This is a genomic window from Ideonella sp. A 288 (genome assembly GCF_002198735.1).
Classification (GTDB): domain Bacteria; phylum Pseudomonadota; class Gammaproteobacteria; order Burkholderiales; family Burkholderiaceae_C; genus Pseudaquabacterium.
The window spans coordinates 1-2,506 of sequence record NZ_MWLO01000016.1 but is presented as its reverse complement, the minus strand read 5'-3'; the positions used below and the strand labels follow the sequence as shown (position 1 = coordinate 2,506).

Sequence of the window (2,506 nt, the reverse complement as noted above, 5' to 3'; positions counted from 1 at the left end):
TCATGGGCGGTGGGCTCCGGGGGGTGGGTCAGGCCGTGGCATTGCGTCGGGCCACCCAGTAGGTGGCGCCCTGGTCGCCGTAGCGCTCGGCATGCGGCACGTCGCGGTCGAGCGTGAAGCGCTCACCGACCTGCAGGTGGCGGGTGTCGTCGCCGATGGTGAGCCACAGTTCGCCCTGCACCACCAGGGCCGCCACGTCGAAGCCGTGGGTGTGGGTGTCCAGCACGGTGTGGGCTGGCCATTGCCGGGCCAGCACCTCGTCAAAACCCTGCGCACGGGCCAGGGCGTCGAACTCGGCGAACGTGGGTGGTGCGGTCATGGCCTGCTCCCGGCGGGATGTCGCATCCCGGGCCACGCAGTGTGCAACACCCTGGCCGGGCGGGTCTACCGGGGTGTGGCCCAGGGCAGTGCAAGGGACGGTGCAGTGCCTGGCGCCATGCGGCTGGCGCGCCCGTGATCACACCGGCGTCCAACCAACGAGAGACCGTGCGGCACCGACCGCCCGCCGTGTCGCTGCCCCTCGAGGGCAGGCCTGCGCGGCCGACCGGCGGAGGCGGGCCTCAGCCCCGGGCGGGCGAGCGCCGCCGCAGCCGCTGCAGCAGCGGCCAGGCCAGCAGCAGGGCGCCGCCCAGCGTGGCCACGCCGGCCACGCCACCGAGCACGCGCACGTTGCGCAGACCGCCGTCGGCATCGTCGGCCGTGGGCCCGGCCGGGGGCAGCAGCAGCAGGCGGCCGAAGCCTTCCGAGCCCAGTGCCAGATCGATTGGCCGGGCCGTGCGGGCGATGTTCTCGGGCACCTCGGCGCCGACCTGCAACCCCGGCACCTGGCCCGCCAGCGAGACGATGCGCTGCTTGGCGTTGGTGACCACCGCACCGTGGAAGTACCCCAGCGAGGCGTAGCCGCTGAGCGTCTCCTGCACCTCGCCGTAGTCGCCGGCGGCCAGGTTCAGCGACAGCTCGCGCTTCATCGTCAGCTCGGCCATGTCGCGCAGGCGCAGCAGTTCGGCCTGGGCGGTGCCGGCCACCTCGCGGGCCTGCGGGATGGCCACCAGCGCGATCAGCAGCGCCGACAGTGCGCCCAGCGCCAACAGGACGAGGCCGGCCCAGGTGCCGCGGGCGGCCCCTTGCGGCGAGCGCCGGTCGATCTGCGGCCAGGCGACGGCGCCGATGCCGCTGTCCGGCCCGCCGGTCCGGTGGCCGCCGCGCATGCCGGCGTCGCAGATCAGGCGCACCAGGGCACGGTCGAGCTCGGCCGGGGTGTCGCGGCCTTCGAGGTAGCGCACCTCGGCGATGACGCCGTGCAACTCGTCGACGCGCCAGGCGAACACCCAGCGCCGATGGCTGAGCTTGTGCACCACGGTGTCGTCCGGGCCGGCCTTGGCCAGCTGCGCCAGCGTGAGCGTGGCGCCGGGGAAGACGCTGTCCAGGTGGCGGTCGGGCTGGTCGTCGGTGACTTCACCGTGCTCGCTGATCAGCCAGGCGGTGGTGCAGGACATGGTCGCGATGTCGATCGCGAAGGCCCGGAAGGCCTCGACGCCGAGCGGGCGGAACATCAGCGTGATGTCGCGCACCAGGGCCGTCTGCAGGCCGGCCTCGAAGTCGGGTGCCTGGGTGCTGACGGGGTCCGCGTCGATCCGGAGGGGCAGTACACGTGCGCTCATGTCGGGGCTCCAGCCTGGGCGTCGGTGGGGGATCAGTTGGCGTAGCCCATCGCCTTGCGAGTCTGGGCGACGTAGGGGTCGAGTTCCTTCAACTGCGCCTCGTCGATGTCGACGATGCCGGTGAACCCGGTGGCGCGCGCGAAGGCCGAGCCGTCTTCGGCGTCGGACAGGAAGTCCTTCAGCTGGGTCTTCAGGCGGGCCACGCGGGTGCGCTCGAGCCGCGGGTGGGCCAGGATGATGAAGTTCGGGATGCGCGCGAAGACCTCGACGACCTTCAGGCGCGCGGACTCGTCCGGCGGCAGGGCGCGGAACTCGCCGTTGCTCATGATGGCCGCCACGGCGTCGCCGGACAGCAGCATGCGGCCGACGCCCAGGTCGGTGCGGGCACCCTTGACCTCGTAGTCCTTGCCGGGCTCGAGCTTGTTCTGGCGCAGCCACTGCTGACCGTACATGGCCACCAGCGATTGCGGGTTGGCGAAGGCGACGCTGCGCTCGCGCACGTCGCGCACCGAGGCGATGGTGGTGTCGATCGGGGCCACGAACAGCGCGTTGATGCGCGGCTCGTACATCGCCAGCGGCACCATGTTGCGGTCGAGCTGCGCGGTGCGCGCGAAGTGCGGCGCGGCCACGGCGAGGTCGTACTCGCCCTTCATCGTGCCGTCGAAGAAGGCCTTGAAGTTGGCCGGCAGCACGATGCGCACCTTGTGGCCGTTGCGCTCGAAGTAGCGTTTGAAGTGCTCGTACTGCGCCATCAGCGCGGTGGCGCCGATGTTGGGCAGCACGCCGACCACCAGCGTGTCGTCGGCCGGGGCCTGCGCGGCGGCCGGTGCGGGCGCTGCGCAGGC

3 protein-coding genes are annotated in these 2,506 nt (G+C 72.3%); all 3 read right to left on the bottom strand.

The window, feature by feature from the left end:
- Window positions 1-28: 28 nt before the first annotated feature.
- Complete coding sequence (locus EOINJALH_RS00640; RefSeq protein ID WP_088278380.1) at window positions 29-319, bottom strand: cupin domain-containing protein; 291 nt, start codon at window positions 317-319, stop codon at window positions 29-31.
- 241 nt (window positions 320-560) lie between these two features.
- A complete protein-coding gene (locus tag EOINJALH_RS00635) occupies window positions 561-1,661 on the bottom strand; it encodes a hypothetical protein (RefSeq protein WP_088278379.1) in 1,101 nt (366 codons plus the stop codon).
- Between the two features lie 32 nt (window positions 1,662-1,693).
- The coding region (locus tag EOINJALH_RS00630) for a phosphate/phosphite/phosphonate ABC transporter substrate-binding protein (protein ID WP_088278378.1) at window positions 1,694-2,506 on the bottom strand (813 nt) is incomplete at its 5' end.